The organism is Shigella flexneri 2a str. 301, assembly GCF_000006925.2.
Classification (GTDB): Bacteria; Pseudomonadota; Gammaproteobacteria; order Enterobacterales; family Enterobacteriaceae; genus ECMA0423.
The window spans coordinates 145,052-165,243 of sequence record NC_004337.2; the positions used below are offsets into that span (position 1 = coordinate 145,052).

Annotated in this window: 16 protein-coding genes and 1 other annotated feature; of the genes, 8 read left to right on the forward strand and 8 right to left on the reverse strand. The window is 53.5% G+C overall.

Translation table 11 applies throughout. The features are described from left to right. Positions 1-7: 7 nt before the first annotated feature. A complete protein-coding gene (gene yadD, locus SF0129; RefSeq protein ID NP_706085.1) occupies positions 8-910 on the forward strand; it encodes a hypothetical protein in 903 nt (300 codons plus the stop codon). Positions 911-983: 73 nt separating this feature from the next. Here the strand turns inward: yadD and panC are convergent, their stop codons facing one another. After that, positions 984-1,835 carry a pantoate--beta-alanine ligase gene (gene panC, locus SF0130; protein ID NP_706086.1) on the reverse strand — a complete coding sequence of 284 codons (852 nt, stop codon included), beginning with the start codon at positions 1,833-1,835 and terminating at the stop codon, positions 984-986. Positions 1,836-1,846: 11 nt separating this feature from the next. Next, positions 1,847-2,641 carry a 3-methyl-2-oxobutanoate hydroxymethyltransferase gene (panB, locus tag SF0131; protein NP_706087.1) on the reverse strand — a complete coding sequence of 265 codons (795 nt, stop codon included), beginning with the start codon at positions 2,639-2,641 and terminating at the stop codon, positions 1,847-1,849. Positions 2,642-3,079: 438 nt separating this feature from the next. Then, positions 3,080-3,847 (forward strand) — a mobile genetic element. Here panB and insB point away from each other — a divergent pair. Then, complete coding sequence (insB, locus tag SF0133) at positions 3,329-3,832, forward strand: insertion element IS1 protein InsB (RefSeq protein ID NP_706089.1); 504 nt, start codon at positions 3,329-3,331, stop codon at positions 3,830-3,832. It overlaps the preceding feature by 504 nt. Before the next feature lie 132 nt (positions 3,848-3,979). Here the strand turns inward: insB and folK are convergent. From folK to yadP, 6 genes are all read right to left on the reverse strand, one after another. Next, on the reverse strand, positions 3,980-4,459 hold the full coding sequence (gene folK / locus SF0134) for a 2-amino-4-hydroxy-6-hydroxymethyldihydropteridine pyrophosphokinase (RefSeq protein ID NP_706090.1): 480 nt from the start codon (positions 4,457-4,459) through the stop codon (positions 3,980-3,982). Next, the gene (gene pcnB / locus SF0135; protein ID NP_706091.4) at positions 4,456-5,820 is read right to left on the reverse strand and encodes a poly(A) polymerase; all 1,365 of its coding nucleotides are present in this window, start codon (positions 5,818-5,820) and stop codon (positions 4,456-4,458) included. The genes folK and pcnB overlap by 4 nt, the downstream gene beginning before the upstream one ends. Before the next feature lie 92 nt (positions 5,821-5,912). After that, complete coding sequence (gene yadB, locus SF0136; protein ID NP_706092.3) at positions 5,913-6,839, reverse strand: tRNA synthetase; 927 nt, start codon at positions 6,837-6,839, stop codon at positions 5,913-5,915. 36 nt (positions 6,840-6,875) lie between these two features. Further along, complete coding sequence (gene dksA, locus SF0137; protein ID NP_706093.2) at positions 6,876-7,331, reverse strand: RNA polymerase-binding transcription factor; 456 nt, start codon at positions 7,329-7,331, stop codon at positions 6,876-6,878. 177 nt (positions 7,332-7,508) lie between these two features. Then, a complete protein-coding gene (gene sfsA, locus SF0138) occupies positions 7,509-8,213 on the reverse strand; it encodes a DNA-binding transcriptional regulator (RefSeq protein ID NP_706094.1) in 705 nt (234 codons plus the stop codon). A gap of 14 nt (positions 8,214-8,227) precedes the next feature. Then, positions 8,228-8,767 carry a 2'-5' RNA ligase gene (gene yadP, locus SF0139; protein ID NP_706095.1) on the reverse strand — a complete coding sequence of 180 codons (540 nt, stop codon included), beginning with the start codon at positions 8,765-8,767 and terminating at the stop codon, positions 8,228-8,230. 19 nt (positions 8,768-8,786) lie between these two features. On the opposite strand from yadP, the gene hrpB reads away from it, so the two are divergent. From hrpB to fhuB, 6 genes are all read left to right on the forward strand, one after another. Next, the gene (gene hrpB / locus SF0140) at positions 8,787-11,261 is read left to right on the forward strand and encodes an ATP-dependent RNA helicase HrpB (RefSeq protein NP_706096.1); all 2,475 of its coding nucleotides are present in this window, start codon (positions 8,787-8,789) and stop codon (positions 11,259-11,261) included. Between the two features lie 195 nt (positions 11,262-11,456). Continuing rightward, a complete protein-coding gene (gene mrcB / locus SF0141; protein ID NP_706097.2) occupies positions 11,457-13,991 on the forward strand; it encodes a bifunctional glycosyl transferase/transpeptidase in 2,535 nt (844 codons plus the stop codon). 219 nt (positions 13,992-14,210) lie between these two features. Next, on the forward strand, positions 14,211-16,454 hold the full coding sequence (gene fhuA / locus SF0142; RefSeq protein ID NP_706098.1) for a ferrichrome outer membrane transporter: 2,244 nt from the start codon (positions 14,211-14,213) through the stop codon (positions 16,452-16,454). Positions 16,455-16,504: 50 nt separating this feature from the next. Then, positions 16,505-17,302, forward strand: coding sequence for an iron-hydroxamate ABC transporter ATP-binding protein (fhuC, locus tag SF0143; protein NP_706099.2), 798 nt, complete (start codon positions 16,505-16,507; stop codon positions 17,300-17,302). Continuing rightward, positions 17,302-18,192 carry an iron-hydroxamate ABC transporter substrate-binding protein gene (fhuD, locus tag SF0144; protein NP_706100.2) on the forward strand — a complete coding sequence of 297 codons (891 nt, stop codon included), beginning with the start codon at positions 17,302-17,304 and terminating at the stop codon, positions 18,190-18,192. Before fhuC ends, fhuD begins: the two co-directional genes overlap by 1 nt. Next, on the forward strand, positions 18,189-20,171 hold the full coding sequence (gene fhuB, locus SF0145; RefSeq protein NP_706101.1) for an iron-hydroxamate ABC transporter permease: 1,983 nt from the start codon (positions 18,189-18,191) through the stop codon (positions 20,169-20,171). Before fhuD ends, fhuB begins: the two co-directional genes overlap by 4 nt. The last annotated feature ends 21 nt before the right edge of the window (positions 20,172-20,192 follow it).

Sequence of the window (20,192 nt, forward strand, 5' to 3'; positions counted from 1 at the left end):
AGGGAAGATGGATGCACCGAGTACCACACCGCATGACGCGGTATTTAAACAATTTTTAATGCATGCGGAGACGGCTCGCGACTTTCTGGAGATACATTTGCCAGTGGAATTACGCGAACTTTGTGATCTCAACACGCTTCATTTAGAGTCGGGGAGTTTCATTGAAGAGTGCCTGAAAGGTCACAGCACGGACGTGCTCTATTCCATGCAAATGCAGGGCAATCCCGGTTATCTGCATGTTGTGATTGAACACCAAAGCAAGCCGGATAAGAAAATGGCCTTTCGCATGATGCGTTATTCTATTGCTGCCATGCACCGGCATCTGGAGGCTGGCCACGATAAGCTGCCGCTGGTGGTGCCGATACTGTTTTATCAGGGCGAGGCCACACCTTATCCGCTCTCAATGTGCTGGTTTGATATGTTTTACTCGCCGGAGCTGGCGCGACGCGTCTATAACAGTCCTTTCCCGCTGGTGGATATCACCATCACACCGGATGACGAAATCATGCAACATCGGCGGATTGCGATTCTCGAACTACTGCAAAAACATATTCGCCAGCGCGACTTAATGTTATTGCTGGAGCAACTGGTCACGCTGATTGACGAAGGGTACACTAGCGGAAGTCAGTTAGTTGCCATGCAAAACTATATGCTGCAACGCGGTCATACTGAACAAGCGGATTTGTTTTATGGTGTGCTGAGAGACAGGGAAACGGGAGGGAAGTCTATGATGACGCTGGCGCAGTGGTTTGAAGAGAAAGGGATTGAGAAGGGGATTCAGCAGGGAAGACAGGAGGAAAGGCAAGAATTCGCCCTGCGTCTTCTAAGTAAAGGAATGTCTCGGGAAGACGTTGCAGAGATGGCAAATTTACCTCTTGCTGAGATTGATAAGGTAATTAACCTTATTTAAGTTACCTGTGTTATGACAGATGACGTGGGGTAAATTAATAACTGGCGCCATCAGCCGTAGCGCCAGTTAAGTATTACGCCAGCTCGACCATTTTGTTGTCGATCAGGCGAGCATCGCCAAGCCAGGCGGCTACCAGAATTACTGCCCGTTTGCTGGTTTCAGAAACTTCCAGCAATGTGTCGGCATCGCGAATCTGAATATCATCGGCGCGGAAGCCTTTTTCATTCAGTTCTTGCCCCGCAATGGTAATAATTTCATCGAGATCCCGTTCCCCAGCCTGCAATTTGTCAGCAATCGAACTTAAAACTTTGTACAGACCAGGCGCAATTTTGCGTTGTTCCGCCGTCAGATAACCGTTACGGGAACTTAGCGCCAGACCGTCTTTGGCGCGCATAATTGGCACACCGACAATCTCAATATCGAAGCCCATATCGGCAACCATTTTGCGGATCAACGCCAGTTGCTGAAAATCTTTTTCACCGAAGCAGGCGATGTCCGGCTGGACCAGGTTGAACAGCTTGCTGACAATAGTCGAAACGCCGCGAAAATGTCCCGGACGGCTGGCACCTTCCAGCATGGTCGAAAGGCCAGGAACGTCAACGTAAGTGTGGGTTTCAGTACCGTTCGGGTAGATCTCTTTTACCGAAGGGGCGAAAACTAAATCCACTTTACGTTTGTTTAGCTTCTCGCAGTCCTCCTGCAAGGTCCGTGGATAACGTGCCAGATCTTCCGGGCGGTCGAACTGCATCGGGTTAACGAAAATACTGACGACGACCACATCGGCGCGGGCTTTGGCTTCGTCGACCAGCTTCATATGGCCATTGTGCAGATTACCCATAGTAGGCACCAGCGCCACGCGCTTGCCTTCCATACGCAGGCGGCGAATTTGCTGACGCAGCAGCGGCAGGGTTTCGATAATTAACACAACGTGACTCCTTAATGGAAACTGTGTTCTTCGCCCGGATAAACGCCGGACTCCACTTCAGCCATATACTGCCGCACAGCCGCGCGGATGTCGCCCGTTTCGGCGAGGAAATTTTTAGCGAATTTAGGAATGTGACCGCCGGTAATACCAAAGGCGTCGTGCATCACGAGGATTTGCCCGTCAGTGACGTTGCCTGCACCAATACCAATAACCGGGATCGCCAGTGCTTCGGTAATACGTTTTGCCAGCTCAACCGGCACGCATTCCAGCACCAGCAGCTGTGCCCCCGCGGCTTCTAAGGCTAATGCATCGCTGAGTAGTCGATCGCTCGCTTCATTGCCGCGCCCCTGTACTTTGTAGCCACCGAAAATATTCACTGACTGTGGGGTTAAACCTAAGTGACCACATACAGGAACGGCACGTTCGGTCAGCATTTTTACGGTTTCGACCAGCCACTCACCGCCCTCAATTTTGACCATATTGGCACCGGCACGCATAACCGTTGCGGCGTTTTCAAAGGCTTGTTCCGGCGTGGCATACGCCATAAACGGCAGGTCAGCCAATAGCAGGCAGTTTGGTGCGCCGCGACGTACGGCGGCAGTGTGGTAGGCGATATCAGCAACGGTTACTGGCAGAGTGGAATCGTGGCCCTGAACGGTCATGCCCAGCGAGTCGCCTACCAGCATGACGTTAAGCCCTTCATCAGCAAATAGTTTCGCGAAGCTGTAGTCGTAAGCGGTGATGGTCGCGAAACGCTTTTTATCCTGCTTATATTTCTGAAGTGAAGCAATGGTGGTCGGTTTCATAACGTATCCTGATAAATGATGTCGTGTTGCCTGGCATTTTATCAGTCACATTGGTGGGGGCAATGATTTATCAATTACCGCACCGCCAGATGATGGCGGTGCGGTGGACTTATTAAGGGTAGGTTACCTGGAAAGTACTGGTGGCTTTAAACTCACCAGCTTCTATTGGTATAGTTCCATCCTGTTGTAGCGTGGCCTGGAAATGGAGAGGGTATGTTATACCTGTATCTTGATCCGGGTAAACTCCTCCTGTTGTATCGTCTTTGCCTCTCGGGTCGTAATCTTTATAAACAGAATTTGAATCATTAGGTTTCAATGTCATTAGAGGATTTTTACTAGTTGCTAAACCTTCTATGAGTACACCGACTCCTTTTGCTGCATCATTACCTGTGAGAGTATTACCAAGGAGTTGCCCGTTTTCAGTACCAACCTTTGTTGGGTAATGCTGCCAACTTACTGATTTAGTGTATGATGGTGATTTTAAGGTGCTTGCGTGGCTTCCATTTCCATCAGATGTCCTTCCTGCTCCGCTACTGAAGGCGTGGTGCGTAACGGCAAAAGCACTGCCGGACATCAGCGCTATCTCTGCTCTCATTGCCGTAAAACATGGCAACTACAGTTCACTTACACCGCCTCTCAGCCCGGTACGCACCAGAAAATCATTGATATGGCCATGAATGGCGTCGGATGTCGCGCCAGTGCACGCATTATGGGCGTTGGCCTCAACACGGTTTTACGTCACTTAAAAAACTCAGGCCGCAGTCGGTAACCTCGCGCATACAACCGGGCAGTGATGTGATTGTCTGCGCTGAAATGGACGAACATTGGGGCTACGTCGGTGCTAAATCACGTCAGCGCTGGCTGTTTTACGCGTATGACAGGATACGGAGGACGGTTGTGGCGCACGTCTTCGGTGAACGCACTCTGGCCACACTGGAGCGTCTTCTGAGCCTGCTGTCGGCCTTTGAGGTCGTGGTATGGATGACGGATGGCTGGCCGCTGTATGAATCACGCCTGAAGGGAAAGCTGCACGTTATCAGCAAGCGTTACACTCAGCGCATTGAGCGACATAATCTGAATCTGAGACAACATCTGGCAAGGCTGGTACGGAAGTCACTGTCGTTCTCAAAATCGGTGGAGCTGCATGACAAGGTCATCGGGCATTATCTGAACATAAAACACTATCAGTAAGTTGGAGTCATTACCGGCGATGGGATTGATATTTATCTGCGGGAATTTATATTATGTTTCTGCAAAAATGTTTAAACTAAAATTTTTATTAAGGAAAGAGAGGATGTATGATTTTCAGAAAATATTTATATTCGTAATATAAATAAATTACCATTTGCTTAATTTGTCAAATGCTCTTGTATGTAAGACTTCACGCAACGTCTCCCCATCAGGAAACGCCAGCTCCGGTGCAATCTCAAACAGCGGCCACAGCATAAATCCACGATTCTTCATATCGTAGTGCGGAACGGTCAGGCGTTCGGTATTTATCACTTCATTACCAAACAGCATGATATCGAGATCCAGCGTGCGTGGTCCCCAGCGTTCAGCTTTACGAACACGACCCTGTTGCAGTTCTATGCGCTGTGTATGGTTGAGTAACTCTTCCGGGGCGGGCGAAGTTTCAAGCGCCACGGCGGCGTTGAGGTAATCGGGTTGATCTTGCGGCCCCAGCGGTGGGGTGCGGTAAAACGAAGAAACGGCAAGAATGCGGCTTTCAGGGATATCGCCTAATGCTTTCAGGGCAGCATTGACCTGCTCCAGCGGAGAGGCCAGATTGCTGCCTATGGCAATATACGCCACTGTCATGTGGTACCCTCACGACGCGGTGCGCGTTTGCGTGGACGACGAGTACGACGACGCGGTGACGGTTCTTCATCCAGCTCGTTAAGCATCCCTTTTTGATCTGGTGGTGCGGAAACCTGGAACTCACCCCACCATTTCACCAGACGCTGCAGTTCAGCATTACGTTCAACTTCAGCTCGCAAGGCCAACAGGTCATAAGCCGCACGGAACTTAGGATGCTCCAGCAGTTTCCATGCGCGTTTACCCTGACGACGGGACATACGCAACTGCAACTGCCAGATATCGCGGGTTAACGTCGTCAGACGTTTCGGGATTGCCAGTGAACGGCAGGCTTCGTCCAGCACGTCGTTCATCGCCAGCGCGAAAGCGTCGTGATAGGTCAGGCCGCTTTCCTGGGCGATCTTCTGTGCCGTCTCCAGCAGTGGGTACCAGAACATGGCGGCAAACAAGAACGCCGGGTTCACGCGCATATCGTTATGGATACGCGTATCGGTATTCTTCAGCACCTGTTCAATGATCCGCTCCATCGGGCTGTCGCCATTTTCCGTGAAGTAGCGGGTAATGGTCGGGAACAGCGGCTGGAACAGATGATATTCACACAACAGCTTATAGGTTTCGTAACCGTAGCCCGCTTGTAGCAGTTTAAGCGATTCTTCAAACAGGCGTGCCGGTGGGATATCGTTCAGCAGGGTAGCGAGGCGAGGGATCGGTTCTGCGGTTTCCGGGCTGATGCGCATACCCAATTTGGCGGCAAAACGTACCGCGCGCAGCATACGTACCGGATCTTCACGGTAGCGCGTTTCCGGGTTACCAATCAGACGGATAACGCCGTCCTTCAGATCCTTCATACCACCAACGTAATCACGGACGGTAAAATCCGCTACGCTGTAATACAGGCTGTTGATAGTGAAATCGCGGCGCTGGGCGTCTTCTTCGATGGAGCCGAAAATGTTGTCGCGCAGCAACATGCCGTTTTGCCCGCGTTGGGAGGTCGTGCGGTCGCTGACGTTACCTTCGTGGTGTCCACGGAAGGTCGCAACTTCGATAATCTCCGGGCCAAACATTACATGAGCCAGACGGAAACGGCGACCCACCAGGCGGCAGTTACGGAACAGTTTGCGCACCTGCTCAGGCGTGGCGTTAGTGGTTACGTCAAAATCTTTCGGCTTTTTGCCAAGTAACAGGTCGCGCACGCCGCCGCCAACCAGCCAGGCTTCGTATCCCGCTTTGTTGAGCCTGTACATTACCTTCAGGGCATTTTCACTGATATCTTTGCGGGAAATAGCATGCTGCTCACGCGGGATCACCGTCACCTGTGGACGGGCGACTGCCTGTTCAGCCTCGCTTTCCTCGCGGCTTAGCACCTTGCGGCAAAAATTAGCGACTCGGGTAAAAATAGTACACCTCGGTAGTGTCAAACATCATTCAGGACAAAAAAATAGCGGCTAATCATAGCTCAGCATGACGCATTTGAGAATGTTGAATTTACAATTGCCGACTCGGGCACGGCGGTCAGCATCCAGTTTTTGACGGCTGACTGAAGGATTTGCTCGACGCTGAAATCCTGCCAGTGTGCTTCTGCCTGCTGCCCCAGAAATTGAAGTGCCGCGATTAGTACCGGGCGTGGATCGCCTTTCGGCAACGCAGGCGCATGATTCTGCTTGGAAAGTTTAGCGCCTTGTGGATTAAGCGCCAGCGGCAGATGAATGTAATCTGGCACTTTCCAGCCAAAAAGCTGGTACAGCGGGATTTGCCTTACTGTTGGTTCAATCAGATCAGCCCCACGCACTATTTCTGTAACGCCCTGGAAATGATCATCAACCACAACAGCCAGGTTGTAGGCGAACAACCCATCACGGCGATGAATGATAAAATCTTCCCGTGCCAGTTTTTCGTCGGCGTGAATAATGCCTCGCAGCAGGTCAGTAAATTGCGTGACCGGATGCTGCTGGCGGATACGCACTGCGGCGTTGTCTGGTCCATGATGCAACACCCGGCAATGACCGTCGTAAATACCGCCAATGCTTTGAATACGCGCACGCGTACAGGTGCAGTAATAACTTAGTCCTTGTTCATGTAACCAGGCGAGTGCTTCACGATAGGCGTCGTGACGTTGCGATTGCCAGAGAACATCGCCGTCCCAGTGCAGACCGTAATGTTCCAGCTGGCGCAGGATAGTTTCTGCGGCACCGGGAACTTCACGAGGCGGGTCGATATCTTCTATGCGTACCAGCCAGCGACCTTGCCGGGCGCGAGCCTGCAAATAGCTGCCGAGCGCGGCGATCAGAGAGCCAAAATGAAGCTCGCCGGAAGGAGAGGGGGCGAAGCGGCCAATATACTGTGTGTCTGTCATCTCTTTGAACAAAAAATAAGGCGGGAGCATTTCCCGCCTGTGGTAAACGTGATGGAACGGCTGTAATTAGCCAGCCATCTGTTTTTCGCGAATTTCAGCCAGCGTTTTGCAGTCGATGCACAGATCGGCTGTCGGGCGCGCTTCCAGACGGCGAATACCAATTTCAACACCGCAGGATTCGCAGTAGCCGAAATCTTCGTCTTCCACTTTTTTCAGCGTCTTCTCGATCTTTTTGATCAGCTTACGCTCGCGATCGCGGTTACGCAGTTCGAGGCTGAACTCTTCTTCCTGGGCTGCACGGTCTACCGGGTCCGGGAAGTTGGCTGCTTCATCCTGCATATGTGTAACGGTGCGATCGACTTCATCCCTGAGTTGATTACGCCATGCTTCCAGAATACGACGGAAGTGCGCCAGCTGGGCTTCATTCATATACTCTTCGCCCGGCTTCTCCTGATATGGTTCCACCCCAGCGATGGCGAGAATACTCAGGGACGATGTTTTACGGTTTTGCCCTTCTTGCATGTTGCTTCTCCTTAACACGCACTATCGATCCCCATGTTCGGGGGAAAAATGAGGCCGCTATAAATAGCAGATGCTTTTCCGGATAGCAATTATCTAAACGTAACACTTGACAACTGTGTGAGGAAAAGCGTATTTGCGCACGCGACCAGAATGTAAATTAACCAGTTACTTACTTTACTACAATGTAACCGGCAGTGATTTTTTAAGAGCCATGCCTTCAGCAGAAATTTCCGCTTTGTAAGCCAGAATTTCTACCCCCCTCTGTTGAGCTTCTGACAATAGTTGCGCGTATTTCTCATCGATGTGGCGCGCGGGTGAAAACCGTGTAATGGCTGAATGCAGCACGGCGAAAAAAATAACCGCACGCTGGCCTTCAGCCGCTACGCTCATCAACTCCCGAAGGTGTTTCTGACCTCGTTCAGTGACCGCATCGGGAAAATATCCCTGTTCGTTCTCCGCTAACGTAACCGATTTCACTTCAATATAGCAGTCTGGACGCGAATCCGCCTGCAACATAAAGTCAATACGGCTGCGTTCGGAGCCGTATTTTACTTCGCTTTTCAGCGAGCTATAGCCTGACAGTTCTGAAATTGATTCATTAAGGATAGCCTCTTTCGTCAACCTGTTAGCCCAAAGCGTATTGACGCAAATAAATGCGCCGCTCTGGCTTTGAGTTAATTCCCAGGTGTGTGGGTATTTCCGTTTGGTGTTGTCTGAAGTCGAATACCAGACGGTATCGCCAGGCGTTGCACAACCGGTCATCGCACCCGTATTCGGGCAGTGTAGCGTTAATTCGCGACCATCGGGTGTGATCACATCGGCTAAAAAACGTTTGTAACGCTGAATTAGCGTCGCGCGCTGTAGAGGGGGAGAAAATTCCATTGCGACAATCCTTGTTATTGCGTTAGCGCCCAGCGTTTTAGCGGCGTGTAGCGTGTGCGTCCACGGGCAAACGAGGAGGCGTAAAGGGTGAACTCCGTCACCGCATAAGACCAGTTAAAACCCGGCGGCGGGAATGTCACCGCCTCGCTGGCGTCGCGCAATAAGGTAATATGTGGATGAAACGGACGATTGCTTTGAAAACAACCGCTGCGGGCAGCCTGTGAACGGAGCATATTCGCCAGCTGGATTAAGCCGCGTGGAGGCTGACGCATCCCTAACCACACCACACGCGAACGCAGCCATTGTCCGGCGTCATCAAGCGTGAGTGTGAAACCAGGTTGACGAATCCGTCCGGCTAAAAGAGAAAGCGCCTTCTCTTTCTCTGCGCTCACTTCGCCTAAAAATGCCAGAGTCAGGTGCAAATTATCGGCGGCGACCGGACGTCCCGCCTCAGGTGGGAAGTGTGTGGCGCGCCAATGGATAATCTGTTCGCGGATTTCTGCAGGTAAGTCGATAGCAAAGAACAGACGTTGCGGTTCAGACATGTGAGGCACTCGGTTATGAATTACCGCGATGCTACAATGTGGCGCGAAGAATGTTAACCCTCTGGAGCGTTTTGTGTCGTCGTTGCCCGTTGCTGCCGTCTTACCTGAATTACTTACCGCTCTCGATTGTGCGCCGCAGGTATTATTAAGTGCGCCGACCGGGGCCGGGAAATCAACCTGGCTGCCGCTGCAACTGCTGGCGCATCCCGGCATTAACGGGAAAATTATCCTGCTGGAGCCGCGTCGTCTGGCGGCGCGTAACGTCGCGCAACGGCTGGCGGAGCTGCTTAACGAAAAGCCAGGCGATACCGTTGGCTACCGGATGCGTGCGCAAAACTGCGTCGGGCTGAATACCCGCCTGGAAGTGGTTACCGAAGGCGTGCTGACGCGGATGATCCAGCGTGACCCGGAACTGAGCGGTGTTGGATTGGTGATCCTTGATGAGTTTCATGAGCGCAGTTTGCAGGCGGATTTGGCGTTGGCGCTGTTACTCGATGTGCAACAAGGTCTGCGTGATGACCTTAAACTGCTGATTATGTCGGCTACGCTGGACAATGACCGCTTGCAGCAAATGCTGCCGGAAGCGCCCGTCGTCATCTCAGAAGGGCGCTCGTTTCCGGTTGAACGCCGTTATTTACCGCTGCCCGCGCATCAGCGTTTTGACGAAGCCGTTGCGGTAGCCACCGCCGAAATGGTGCGTCAGGAAAGTGGATCATTACTGTTATTTTTACCTGGCGTCGGAGAAATTCAGCGCGTGCAGGAACAACTGGCTTCGCGCATCGGCAGTGATGTGGTGCTCTGCCCGCTGTATGGCGTGTTGTCACTGAACGATCAGCGAAAAGCGATCCTCCCGGCACCGCAAGGGATGCGCAAAGTGGTGCTGGCGACCAATATTGCTGAAACCAGTTTAACCATCGAAGGTATTCGTCTGGTGGTGGATTGTGCCCAGGAGCGTGTGGCGCGCTTTGATCCGCGCACGGGGCTTACGCGGTTGATTACTCAACGCGTTAGTCAGGCATCCATGACGCAGCGTGCCGGGCGCGCCGGGCGTCTGGAGCCGGGTATCAGCCTGCATTTAATCGCCAAAGAACAAGCAGAACGCGCCGCGGCGCAAAGTGAGCCGGAGATCTTACAAAGCGATCTTTCCGGTTTGCTGATGGAATTACTGCAATGGGGATGCAGCGATCCGGCGCAGATGAGCTGGCTGGATCAACCGCCAACGGTGAATCTACTGGCCGCGAAACGCCTGTTACAAATGCTGGGGGCGCTGGAGGGTGAACGGCTTAGTGCGCAAGGGCAAAAAATGGCAGCGCTGGGTAACGATCCGCGTTTAGCGGCAATGCTGGTTAACGCAAAGAGCGATGACGAAGCTGCTACCGCGGCAAAAATTGCCGCCATTCTCGAAGAGCCGCCACGGATGGGCAATAGTGACCTGGGCGTGGCGTTTTCGCGCAATCAACCAGCCTGGCAGCAACGTAGTCAGCAACTGTTAAAACGCTTAAACGTACGCGGCGGTGAGGCAGACAGTTCGCTTATCGCGCCGCTACTTGCCGGGGCGTTTGCCGATCGCATTGCTCATCGCCGTGGGCAAGATGGACGCTATCAACTGGCAAACAGCATGGGAGCGATGCTCGATGCCGACGACGCGCTAAGCCGCCACGAATGGTTGATCGCACCGTTATTATTGCAGGGCAGCGCCTCGCCGGATGCGCGGATTTTACTGGCGCTACCGGTCGATATTGATGAATTAGTACAACGCTGTCCGCAGCTGGTGCAGCAATCTGACACCGTGGAATGGGATGACGCGCAAGGTACGCTGAAAGCCTGGCGTCGGCTACAAATCGGTCAGTTGACGGTGAAAGTGCAGCCGCTGGCGAAACCGTCAGAAGACGAGTTGCATCAGGCGATGCTTAATGGCATCCGTGATAAAGGTTTAAGCGTGCTCAACTGGACGGCGGAAGCGGAACAGCTACGCTTGCGTTTGTTATGCGCCGCAAAGTGGTTGCCGGAATATGACTGGCCAGCGGTTGATGATGAAAGTTTGTTGGCGACGCTGGAAACGTGGCTGCTGCCACATATGACCGGCGTACATTCACTACGCGGCCTGAAATCACTCGACATTTATCAGGCACTACGCGGATTACTTGATTGGGGAATGCAGCAACGTCTGGATAGTGAATTGCCTGCGCATTACACTGTGCCGACGGGAAGCCGGATCGCCATTCGTTATCATGAAGATAACCCGCCCGCGCTGGCGGTGAGAATGCAGGAGATGTTTGGTGAGGCCACTAATCCGACGATCGCCCAGGGGCGCGTGCCGCTGGTGCTGAAGTTGCTTTCCCCTGCCCAAAGGCCGCTGCAAATCACGCGTGATTTGGGGGCCTTCTGGAAAGGGGCGTATCGTGAGGTGCAAAAGGAGATGAAAGGGCGTTATCCCAAACACGTCTGGCCGGACGACCCGGCAAACACGGCACCGACGCGACGGACGAAAAAGTATTCGTAAGGTTGGTTTTCTCCCTCTCCCTGTGGGAGAGGGCCGGGGTGAGGGCATCAGCGCGCACGTTCACCCTCACCCTAACCCTCTCCCTCAAGGGAGAGGGGACCGATCGAGCGCAAATTTTGAGAGATATCTTCTTCTGTCTTGTAACAGAAGAACAGAAAATCGGGCTTTTGCGCCTGAATATTGCGGAGAAAAAGCATGGCCGGGAATGACCGCGAGCCAATTGGACGCAAAGGGAAACCGACGCGTCCGGTCAAACAAAAGGTAAGCCGTCGTCGTTACGAAGATGACGATGATTACGACGATTATGATGACTATGAGGATGAAGAACCGATGCCGCGCAAAGGTAAGGGCAAAGGCAAAGGGCGTAAGCCTCGTGGCAAACGCGGCTGGCTATGGCTACTGCTAAAACTGGCTATCGTTTTTGCCGTGCTGATCGCCATTTACGGCGTTTATCTCGATCAAAAAATTCGTAGCCGTATTGATGGCAAGGTCTGGCAACTGCCCGCGGCAGTTTATGGCCGAATGGTCAACCTTGAACCAGATATGACCATCAGCAAGAACGAAATGGTGAAGCTGCTGGAGGCAACACAGTATCGTCAGGTGTCGAAAATGACCCGTCCTGGCGAATTTACCGTGCAGGCCAACAGCATTGAGATGATCCGCCGTCCGTTTGATTTCCCGGACAGTAAAGAAGGGCAGGTGCGTGCGCGTCTGACCTTTGATGGTGATCATCTGGCGACCATCGTCAATATGGAGAACAACCGTCAGTTCGGTTTCTTCCGTCTTGATCCGCGTCTGATCACCATGATCTCCTCGCCAAACGGTGAGCAGCGTTTGTTTGTGCCGCGCAGTGGTTTCCCTGATTTGCTGGTGGATACTTTGCTGGCGACAGAAGACCGTCATTTTTACGAGCATGATGGAATCAGTCTCTACTCCATTGGGCGTGCGGTGCTGGCAAACCTGACCGCAGGTCGCACGGTGCAGGGTGCGAGTACGCTGACGCAACAGCTGGTGAAAAACCTGTTCCTCTCCAGCGAGCGTTCTTACTGGCGTAAAGCGAACGAAGCTTACATGGCGCTGATCATGGACGCGCGTTACAGCAAAGACCGTATTCTTGAGCTGTATATGAACGAGGTGTATCTCGGTCAGAGCGGCGACAACGAAATCCGCGGCTTCCCGCTGGCAAGCTTGTATTACTTTGGTCGCCCGGTAGAAGAGCTAAGCCTCGACCAGCAGGCGCTGTTAGTCGGTATGGTGAAAGGGGCGTCCATCTACAACCCGTGGCGTAACCCGAAACTGGCGCTGGAGCGACGTAATCTGGTGCTGCGTCTGCTGCAACAGCAACAGATTATTGATCAAGAACTCTATGACATGTTGAGTGCCCGTCCGCTGGGGGTTCAGCCGCGTGGTGGGGTGATCTCTCCTCAGCCAGCCTTTATGCAGCTGGTGCGTCAGGAGTTGCAGGCAAAACTGGGCGATAAGGTAAAAGATCTCTCCGGCGTGAAGATCTTCACTACCTTTGACTCGGTGGCCCAGGACGCGGCAGAAAAAGCCGCCGTGGAAGGCATTCCGGCACTGAAGAAACAGCGTAAGTTGAGCGATCTTGAAACTGCGATTGTGGTCGTCGACCGCTTTAGTGGTGAAGTTCGTGCGATGGTCGGAGGTTCTGAGCCGCAGTTTGCGGGCTACAACCGTGCGATGCAGGCGCGTCGTTCGATTGGTTCCCTTGCAAAACCAGCGACTTATCTGACGGCTTTAAGCCAGCCGAAAATCTATCGCCTGAACACGTGGATTGCCGATGCGCCAATCGCGCTGCGTCAGCCGAATGGCCAGGTCTGGTCACCGCAGAACGATGACCGTCGTTATAGCGAAAGCGGCAGAGTGATGCTGGTGGATGCGTTGACACGTTCGATGAACGTGCCGACGGTAAATCTGGGGATGGCGCTGGGGCTGCCTGCGGTTACGGAGACCTGGATCAAACTGGGCGTACCGAAAGATCAGTTGCATCCGGTTCCGGCAATGCTGCTGGGGGCGTTGAACTTAACGCCAATCGAAGTGGCGCAGGCATTCCAGACCATCGCCAGCGGTGGTAACCGTGCACCGCTTTCTGCACTGCGTTCGGTAATCGCGGAAGATGGTAAGGTGCTGTATCAGAGCTTCCCGCAGGCAGAACGCGCTGTTCCGGCGCAGGCGGCGTATCTGACACTATGGACCATGCAGCAGGTGGTACAACGTGGTACGGGTCGTCAGCTTGGGGCGAAATACCCGAACCTGCATCTGGCAGGGAAAACAGGGACTACCAACAATAACGTAGATACCTGGTTTGCAGGCATTGACGGCAGCACGGTGACCATCACCTGGGTAGGCCGTGATAACAACCAGCCGACCAAACTGTATGGAGCCAGCGGGGCAATGTCGATTTATCAGCGTTATCTGGCTAACCAGACGCCAACGCCGCTGAATCTTGTTCCGCCAGAAGATATTGCAGATATGGGCGTGGACTACGACGGCAACTTTGTTTGCAGCGGTGGCATGCGTGTCTTGCCGGTCTGGACCAGCGATCCGCAATCGCTGTGCCAGCAGAGCGAGATGCAGCAGCAGCCGTCAGGCAATCCGTTTGATCAGTCTTCTCAGCCGCAGCAACAGCCGCAACAGCAACCTGCTCAGCAAGAGCAGAAAGACAGCGACGGTGTAGCCGGTTGGATCAAGGATATGTTTGGTAGTAATTAACATCTAAGCGTGAAATACCGGATGGCGAGTTGCCATCCGGTAAAATAACATCCCATCTAAGATATTAACCCTTTCTTTTCATCTGGTTGTTTATTAACCCTTCAGGAACGCTCAGATTGCGTACCGCTTGCGAACCCGCCAGCGTTTCGAATATTATCTTATCTTTATAATAATCATTCTCGTTTACGTTATTATTCACTTTACATCAGAGATATACCAATGGCGCGTTCCAAAACTGCTCAGCCAAAACACTCACTGCGTAAAATCGCAGTTGTAGTAGCCACAGCGGTTAGCGGCATGTCTGTTTATGCACAGGCAGCGGTTGAACCGAAAGAAGACACTATCACCGTTACCGCTGCACCTGCGCCGCAAGAAAGCGCATGGGGGCCTGCTGCAACTATTGCGGCGCGGCAGTCAGCTACCGGCACTAAAACCGATACGCCGATTCAAAAAGTGCCACAGTCTATTTCTGTTGTGACCGCCGAAGAGATGGCGCTGCATCAGCCGAAGTCGGTAAAAGAAGCGCTTAGCTACACGCCGGGTGTCTCTGTTGGTACGCGTGGCGCATCCAACACCTATGACCACCTGATCATTCGCGGTTTTGCGGCAGAAGGCCAAAGCCAAAATAACTATCTGAATGGCCTGAAGTTGCAGGGCAACTTCTATAACGATGCGGTCATTGACCCGTATATGCTGGAACGCGCTGAAATTATGCGTGGCCCGGTTTCCGTGCTTTACGGTAAAAGCAGTCCTGGCGGTCTGTTGAATATGGTCAGCAAGCGTCCGACCACCGAACCGCTGAAAGAAGTTCAGTTTAAAGCCGGTACTGACAGCCTGTTCCAGACTGGTTTTGACTTTAGCGATGCGTTGGATGATGACGGTGTTTACTCTTATCGCCTGACCGGTCTTGCGCGTTCTGCCAATGCCCAGCAGAAAGGGTCAGAAGAGCAGCGTTATGCTATTGCACCGGCGTTCACCTGGCGTCCGGATGATAAAACCAATTTCACCTTCCTTTCTTACTTCCAGAACGAGCCGGAAACCGGTTATTACGGCTGGTTGCCGAAAGAGGGAACCGTTGAGCCGCTGCCGAACGGTAAGCGTCTGCCGACAGACTTTAATGAAGGGGCGAAGAACAACACCTATTCTCGTAATGAGAAGATGGTCGGCTACAGCTTCGATCACGAATTTAACGACACCTTTACTGTGCGTCAGAACCTGCGCTTTGCTGAAAACAAAACCTCGCAAAACAGCGTTTATGGTTACGGCGTCTGCTCCGATCCGGCGAATGCTTACAGCAAACAGTGTGCGGCATTAGCGCCAGCGGATAAAGGCCATTATCTGGCACGTAAATACGTCGTTGATGATGAGAAGCTGCAAAACTTCTCCGTTGATACCCAGTTGCAGAGCAAGTTTGCCACTGGCGATATCGACCACACCCTGCTGACCGGTGTCGACTTTATGCGTATGCGTAATGACATCAACGCCTGGTTTGGTTACGACGACTCTGTGCCACTGTTCAATCTGTACAATCCGGTGAATCCCGATTTCGACTTCAATGCCAAAGATCCGGCAAACTCCGGCCCTTACCGCATTCTGAATAAACAGAAACAAACGGGCGTTTATGTTCAGGATCAGGCGCAGTGGGATAAAGTGCTGGTCACCCTAGGCGGTCGTTATGACTGGGCAGATCAAGAATCTCTTAACCGCGTTGCTGGGACGACCGATAAACGTGATGACAAACAGTTTACCTGGCGTGGTGGTGTTAACTACCTGTTTGATAATGGTGTAACACCTTACTTCAGCTATAGCGAATCGTTTGAACCTTCTTCGCAAGTTGGGAAGGATGGTAATATTTTCGCACCGTCTAAAGGTAAGCAGTATGAAGTCGGCGTGAAATATGTACCGGAAGATCGTCCGATTGTAGTTACTGGTGCCGTGTATAATCTCACTAAAACCAACAACCTGATGGCGGACCCTGAGGGTTCCTTCTTCTCGGTTGAAGGTGGCGAGATCCGCGCACGTGGCGTAGAAATCGAAGCGAAAGCGGCGCTGTCGGCGAGTGTTAACGTAGTCGGTTCTTATACTTACACCGATGCGGAATACACCACCGATACTACCTATAAAGGCAATACGCCTGCACAGGTGCCAAAACACATGGCTTCGCTGTGGGCTGACTATACCTTCTTTGACGGTCCGCTTTCAGGTCTGACGCTGGGCACCGGTGGTCGTTATACTGGCTCCAGCTATGGTGATCCGGCTAACTCCTTTAAAGTGGGAAGTTATACGGTCGTGGATGCGTTAGTGCGTTATGATCTGGCGCGAGTCGGCATGGCGGGCTCCAACGTGGCGCTGCATGTTAACAACCTGTTCGATCGTGAATACGTCGCCAGCTGCTTTAACACTTATGGCTGCTTCTGGGGCGCAGAACGTCAGGTCGTTGCAACCGCAACCTTTCGTTTCTAATTTCTCTTTTGGGGCACGGATTTCCGTGCCCATTTCACAAGTTGGCTGTTATGCAGGAATACACGAATCATTCCGATACCACTTTTGCACTGCGTAATATCTCCTTTCGTGTGCCCGGGCGCACGCTTTTGCATCCGCTGTCGTTAACCTTTCCTGCCGGGAAAGTGACCGGTCTGATTGGTCACAACGGTTCTGGTAAATCCACTCTGCTCAAAATGCTTGGTCGTCATCAGCCTCCGTCAGAAGGGGAGATTCTTCTTGATGCCCAGCCGCTGGAAAGCTGGAGCAGCAAAGCGTTTGCCCGCAAAGTGGCTTATTTGCCGCAGCAGCTTCCTCCGGCAGAAGGGATGACCGTGCGTGAACTGGTGGCGATTGGTCGTTACCCGTGGCATGGCGCGCTGGGGCGCTTTGGTGCGGCAGATCGCGAAAAGGTCGAGGAAGCTATCTCGCTGGTTGGCTTAAAACCGCTGGCGCATCGGCTGGTCGATAGTCTCTCTGGCGGCGAACGTCAGCGGGCGTGGATCGCCATGCTGGTGGCGCAGGATAGCCGTTGTCTGTTGCTCGACGAACCGACTTCAGCGCTGGATATCGCCCACCAGGTTGATGTGCTGGCGCTGGTGCACCGTTTAAGTCAGGAACGTGGCCTGACGGTCATTGCCGTGTTGCACGATATCAATATGGCGGCACGCTACTGTGATTATCTGGTCGCCCTGCGCAGTGGTGAAATGATTGCTCAGGGAACGCCTGCGGAAATTATGCGCGGCGAAACCCTCGAAATGATTTATGGCATCCCGATGGGTATTTTGCCGCATCCGGCGGGTGCTGCACCTGTGAGTTTTGTTTATTGATGAGCGGCTTACCTCTTATTTCGCGCCGTCGACTGTTAACGGCGATGGCGCTTTCTCCGTTGTTATGGCAGATGAATACCGCCCACGCGGCGGCTATTGACCCCAATCGTATTGTGGCGCTGGAGTGGTTGCCGGTGGAATTACTGCTGGCGCTCGGCATCGTGCCTTACGGCGTGGCGGATACCATCAACTATCGCCTGTGGGTCAGCGAACCACCATTGCCGGACTCAGTGATTGACGTCGGTTTGCGTACAGAACCTAACCTTGAACTGCTGACCGAAATGAAACCGTCGTTTATGGTCTGGTCGGCAGGATATGGCCCTTCATCAGAAATGCTGGCACGTATTGCGCCGGGTCGCGGATTTAACTTCAGTGACGGCAAACATCCGTTGGCGATGGCGCGTAAATCGCTGACGGAAATGGCAGATTTACTTAACCTGCAAAGCGCAGCGGAAACGCATTTAGCGCAATACGAAGACTTTATCCGCAGCATGAAACCCCGCTTTGTGAAGCGTGGTGCACGCCCGTTACTGCTGACGACGCTTATCGATCCGCGCCATATGCTGGTCTTCGGTCCAAACAGCTTGTTCCAGGAAATTCTCGATGAGTACGGCATCCCAAATGCCTGGCAAGGGGAAACCAACTTCTGGGGCAGTACCGCCGTCAGTATCGATCGTCTGGCAGCGTATAAAGACGTTGATGTGCTCTGTTTTGATCACGACAACAGCAAAGACATGGATGCGCTAATGGCAACCCCGCTGTGGCAGGCCATGCCGTTTGTCCGTACAGGGCGCTTTCAGCGCGTACCCGCAGTCTGGTTTTATGGTGCAACGCTTTCGGCAATGCACTTTGTGCGTGTTCTGGATAACGCCATCGGAGGTAAAGCGTGAGTAAACGAATTGCGCTTTTCCCGGCGTTATTGCTGGCGCTGTTAGTGATTGTCGCTACGGCGCTCACCTGGATGAACTTCTCACAGGCGCTGCCGCGCAGTCAGTGGGCGCAGGCCGCCTGGTCGCCGGATATTGACGTCATCGAGCAGATGATTTTTCACTACAGCTTGTTGCCGCGTCTGGCGATTTCGCTGCTGGTGGGCGCGGGCCTGGGGCTGGTGGGCGTGCTGTTTCAGCAAGTACTGCGTAACCCGCTGGCGGAACCGACGACGTTGGGCGTTGCAACAGGCGCGCAACTGGGGATTACCGTCACCACGCTCTGGGCGATCCCTAGCGCGATGGCGAGCCAGTTTGCTGCGCTGGCAGGGGCTTGCGTTGTTGGCTTAATTGTCTTTGGCGTCGCGTGGGGGAAACGGCTGTCGCCGGTAACGCTGATTTTCGCGGGGTTGGTAGTGAGCCTTTATTGCGGCGCAATCAATCAGTTACTGGTTATCTTCCATCATGACCAGTTGCAAAGCATGTTTCTGTGGAGCACTGGAACGCTGACGCAAACCGACTGGGGCGGTGTTGAGCGTTTATGGCCGCAGTTGCTGGGCGGTGTGATGCTGACGTTGCTGCTACTTCGTCCGTTAACCCTGATGGGGCTTGATGATGGCGTGGCGCGCAATCTCGGGCTGGCCTTGTCGCTTGCGCGTCTGGCGGCGCTGTCGCTGGCGATTGTCATCAGTGCGCTGCTGGTGAACGCTGTGGGGATTATCGGCTTTATCGGGTTGTTCGCGCCGCTGCTGGCAAAAATGCTGGGGGCGCGGCGTCTGCTGCCACGACTGATGCTGGCGTCGTTGATTGGTGCGCTGATCCTCTGGCTTTCCGATCAAATCATCCTCTGGCTGACTCGCGTGTGGATGGAAGTGTCCACCGGTTCGGTCACTGCGTTGATCGGTGCGCCGCTGCTACTGTGGCTGCTGCCGCGTTTACGCAGCATTAGCGCGCCGGATATGAAGGTTAACGATCGTGTCGCGACTGAACGCCAACATGTGCTGGCGTTTGCCCTCGCGGGCGGCGTGCTGTTGTTGATGGCTGTGGTGGTGGCGCTGTCGTTTGGTCGTGATGCGCACGGCTGGACGTGGGCGAGCGGGGCGTTGCTCGAGGATTTAATGCCCTGGCGCTGGCCGCGAATTATGGCGGCGCTGTTTGCGGGCGTCATGCTGGCGGTAGCGGGCTGTATTATTCAGCGACTGACCGGCAACCCGATGGCAAGCCCGGAAGTGCTGGGGATTAGCTCCGGCGCGGCGTTTGGTGTGGTGTTAATGCTGTTTCTGGTACCGGGTAATGCCTTTGGCTGGTTGTTACCCGCAGGCAGTCTCGGGGCGGCGGTGACGCTGTTGATCATTATGATCGCCGCCGGACGCGGTGGATTTTCCCCACACCGCATGTTACTGGCGGGGATGGCGTTAAGTACCGCGTTCACCATGCTTTTGATGATGTTGCAGGCAAGTGGTGACCCGCGAATGGCGCAAGTGCTGACCTGGATTTCCGGTTCGACCTACAACGCGACCGATGCTCAGGTCTGGCGCACCGGAATTGTGATGGTGATTTTGCTGGCGATTACTCCGCTGTGCCGCCGCTGGCTGACCATTTTACCGCTGGGTGGTGATACCGCGCGGGCGGTAGGGATGGCGCTGACGCCGACGCGAATTGCGCTGCTGCTGTTAGCGGCTTGCCTGACGGCGACCGCGACGATGACTATTGGACCGTTGAGTTTTGTTGGTTTAATGGCACCGCATATTGCGCGGATGATGGGCTTTCGACGGACGATGCCACACATCGTAATTTCGGCGCTGGTGGGTGGTTTACTGCTGGTGTTCGCTGACTGGTGTGGGCGGATGGTGCTGTTTCCATTCCAGATCCCGGCGGGGCTGCTGTCGACCTTTATCGGTGCGCCATATTTTATCTATTTGCTGAGAAAGCAGAGCCGTTAATAGAATGCCTCGCCCGGTGGG

Bases quoted from the DNA above. Each gene is read 5' to 3' on its own strand.
- fhuC (NP_706099.2), top strand. From the start codon at position 16,505: ATGCAGGAATACACGAATCATTCCGATACCACTTTTGCACTGCGTAAT.
- fhuD (NP_706100.2), top strand. From the start codon at position 17,302: ATGAGCGGCTTACCTCTTATTTCGCGCCGTCGACTGTTAACGGCGATG.
- panB (NP_706087.1), bottom strand. From the start codon at position 2,641: ATGAAACCGACCACCATTGCTTCACTTCAGAAATATAAGCAGGATAAA.
- insB (NP_706089.1), top strand. From the start codon at position 3,329: ATGTCGCGCCAGTGCACGCATTATGGGCGTTGGCCTCAACACGGTTTT.
- yadB (NP_706092.3), bottom strand. From the start codon at position 6,839: ATGCTCCCGCCTTATTTTTTGTTCAAAGAGATGACAGACACACAGTAT.
- folK (NP_706090.1), bottom strand. From the start codon at position 4,459: ATGACAGTGGCGTATATTGCCATAGGCAGCAATCTGGCCTCTCCGCTG.
- sfsA (NP_706094.1), bottom strand. From the start codon at position 8,213: ATGGAATTTTCTCCCCCTCTACAGCGCGCGACGCTAATTCAGCGTTAC.
- fhuA (NP_706098.1), top strand. From the start codon at position 14,211: ATGGCGCGTTCCAAAACTGCTCAGCCAAAACACTCACTGCGTAAAATC.
- dksA (NP_706093.2), bottom strand. From the start codon at position 7,331: ATGCAAGAAGGGCAAAACCGTAAAACATCGTCCCTGAGTATTCTCGCC.
- mrcB (NP_706097.2), top strand. From the start codon at position 11,457: ATGGCCGGGAATGACCGCGAGCCAATTGGACGCAAAGGGAAACCGACG.
- hrpB (NP_706096.1), top strand. From the start codon at position 8,787: ATGCTACAATGTGGCGCGAAGAATGTTAACCCTCTGGAGCGTTTTGTG.
- yadD (NP_706085.1), top strand. From the start codon at position 8: ATGGATGCACCGAGTACCACACCGCATGACGCGGTATTTAAACAATTT.